2 protein-coding genes are annotated in these 3,408 nt (G+C 48.9%); both read left to right on the top strand.

Translation table 11 applies throughout. The annotated features are described in order from the left end of the window. Nucleotides 1-294: 294 nt before the first annotated feature. Nucleotides 295-2,040 carry a phage tail tip fiber protein gene (locus AACQ81_RS01560; RefSeq protein ID WP_237388407.1) on the top strand — a complete coding sequence of 582 codons (1,746 nt, stop codon included), beginning with the start codon at nt 295-297 and terminating at the stop codon, nt 2,038-2,040. Nucleotides 2,041-2,385: 345 nt separating this feature from the next. Next, nucleotides 2,386-3,408, top strand: a 1,023-nt coding sequence (locus AACQ81_RS01555) for a phage tail fiber protein (protein ID WP_237388406.1), incomplete at its 3' end; no start/stop codon positions are given.

Genomic DNA, 3,408 nt, shown 5'->3' with positions numbered 1-3,408 from the left:
CAGATGAGTGGCTCAGTGTATGCGTCAATAGCTTCTGAACGGGCTTAAAACCCTAGGCTGGATCAGACTGCATACACCGCGCCAAATCTAATCGTATTTATTTTAACCTATATTTAAGATACAAGGCCGGACAGTGCAGGCCGTCAATGACAATGTCGTTATCGTGACGACTGCGTACAGTGAGTCACCCGTATCCGGTGCGGGCTGGGCGGTGGATGCCATGATTTATTTATTCAGCAATATCGCGTTGTCGGTATCAAGGATAATAATGATGGCACATTCGAAATCAACGGATTGTATCACGATCCCGACAAATACGAACGCATTGACACGGGTGCCAGAATCGACGAACGGCCTATTTCTGTTATCCCGGCGAGTGTCCAACAACCGCCGAACTCAATCAGGATTGAGAGCTTTTCTTTTGTTCAGCAAGGTATTTCCACTACTACTGTGCGGATTGCATGGGAGAAAGCGGACGGCGCGGCGGCCTATGTAGGAGAATGGCGCAGGGACAGCGGGAACTGGATTTCTATTCCCCGTACTGCGTCGCTGGGTTTTGAGATATCCAATGCGTACTCTGGTAGATATCAGGCTCGTATCAAAGCGATCAACTCCTTTGATATCCCCAGCTTATTTATTTCCTCGGAAGAGGTCAATATCGCAGGAAAACAAGGCAATCCGCCCGCCCCCCTGGCATTCAGAACAACCCCGATTTTCTTCGGCATCCAGTTAGACTGGGGATTTTCTGCGAATACCAGCGATACCCTGAAAACGGAGATCCAGTACAGCGAAACCCATGACGGCGAGGGGGTGATGCTGCTGGCGGACATTCCCTACCCCCAGCGAACCCACGCCTTACAGGGACTGGCAGCCGGGGTGGCCTTCTACTTCCGGGCACGGTTGGTGGATAAATCCGGCAACCCATCCCCATGGACAGAGTTTGTCCGGGGAGAGTCGTCCAGTGATGCCAGTTGGCTTACGGATGCCGCCGGTAACCAGTTTATGACCACCGAGGCCGGAAAGCGACTGGAAGGGCAGATTGATTTTACTACTGAGGCCATCATGGAAAATGCATCCCTGATTGGTTCTGTGGTTCAGCATCAATTGAAAGAAAACGGTGAGATGCGAGCCGAGATACTGGAAGTCAGAACCACACAGGTAACCGACAGTAAAGCTTTTGCCGAAAAGATGGAAAAGGTACAGGCCGATGTTGGCAAGAATGCGGCGGCTGTGCAGACCAAGGCGACGGCGGTGTTTGATGTAAGCGGCAACGGTTATGCCATTTATGATATTGGGGCCGGGATAAACTTTAACGGACAATTTTATAAAGCGGGGATGGCTATTAGTACTGAGGTGAAGAACGGCAAAGTTGAAACCCACTTCGCGGTCAGGGCGAACCAGTTTACCGTAGTGAATCCGACCAATGAGAAGTCAGAGCCGGTCTTTGTGATTAAAAACGGGCAAGTGTTAACCAACAGCCTGTTTGTCGAGGATGGCAGTATTACCAATGCCAAAATTGGCAATTACATTCAGTCCAGAAATTATGTTGCGGGTCGATCAGGGTGGAAAATTGATAAAAATGGTTTTGCTGAGTTTGAAAATATCAAGGCGCGGGGGGAGATTAATGCGACGTCCGGTTCTCTGAGAAAAGTCACCATTGAAGAGGATTGCGAAATCAAAGGCACATTGTCAGTTAATAACATCGTTGGCGACATTGTGAAGGTTTACGCAATGGATGCAGGCGACTTGACTATACCCCCTTCACCATTCGACCGCGTTATTGTCATCCCGGCGCTACAAATTTCAGCAAAATCAAGTAAGCAGGCGTGGGTCAGTTTAAATGGAAATGTAATATGTCGGGCGAGGACATATGGTGTTTCTATGCATGGATATACTAACGGTAATGGCCTTTCTGTGGGTGGTTATGTTCCGTCAATTATCACAGGTTATGGAACATTACCGAAAAATACACAAGGGAACATTCGATATTATCAAGAAGGGGATTCGTTCATGATAACCATTCTGGCCTTCAAAGCCTAATCATCAATTTCACAGGAATTTATTATGTACTCACAAGGCGCAATCTCTACGGTGTCCGGCTCGGCTATTGTCCGCGGCACGGGCACCCGGTTTAAATCTAATATTAGCGGCGTTGCCCCGGCACAGTTTATTTTAATCCAGACCGGCAACGGTAACCTGTTACACATGATTCAGGCGGTGAACTCCGATACGGAGCTGGTACTGGCGGATAAGGCCCGCGAGACCCTCCGCAACGTCACCTACCAAATCCAGACCACGGCGCCCGATTCCGTCTCCGATGGCGTCCGGCATATCGTAGCCAATGTCAACTATATTGTTAATTTCCTCCAGAGCATGGACCGGTGGATGTCACAAAATGGCGTGGTGAATGTGACGCTGCCGAACGGGCAAACGGTGTCGCTGCAATCAATACGGGCATTACAGGCGGCTGTAAATGGGACGATTTCGGCCAGTGGCGGGGATTATCATGCCAATTTCAGATTTAAACAGGTGGAAACGCTCCCTATTGAACAAAATGCCGTAATGTTAGTCTCTGCAACCGATAGACCAACCAGCAGTCAGGTAGCCTACACCCGTTATAAATGGTATGGCAATTATATCCATACGGGAATTGTTCGCGGTGGCGGAGCAGATACACTGGGGTATGCCATTGATATTAATCACAGGCGGGCACTACTGGTGAATAGAGGAGGTTTAAAGATAGATTCCGACAGTGATTTTGGAGGAGTCGAGCTAACTAGGCCCAGTAAAACATTTTGGAGAATAGAAGGCGACAATGACAAAAGCGACGTTCTGTTAAACTTTATAGACAGGAACCCGAATGGTTCAAATAGATATGTTCAGACTTTACGAAAAGGAAACGGTACCATCCTGTCATTAGGGGCTAACTGCTGGCGTGATAACAACGGATTTATTAAACAATCCTCCCCCATCATCGAAATCCATCCCGACGGCACCTTTACCACCAATGACGAATCTGAGGGCGCAACAGTCACTAAACTTGGCACCGGTCACTATCAGATAACGAATGTCCTCGGCTATAACGCCGACAAAGCGTGGGGTGTGCATGGGGGTATTTCCTCCCCGAAGAACAACAACGGACTGGAACTCATTTACATTGATGATCAGGTACAGGAAGACGGCAGTATCACCATTGAGACGTTTCACCGTCAGCACAGTCATTTACCGGAGAGATTCCAGAACAAGCGGATAAAAGCCCTTGTGGATGGTGAGAAGGTCTATTATGCCAATGGGGAACCTTGTGACATTCCCGAAGGCCGTCGTTTGGATGTCCGTGTCCAGATGCCGGAAGATTCGGTGTGGAATGTGAGGGGGCTGTCTCTTATCCACACCCCCGAGCCCCAGAGA

The organism is Xenorhabdus sp. Sc-CR9 (assembly GCF_963897815.1).
Classification (GTDB): Bacteria; Pseudomonadota; Gammaproteobacteria; order Enterobacterales; family Enterobacteriaceae; genus Xenorhabdus.
This window is presented reverse-complemented; position numbering and strand designations above follow the sequence as displayed.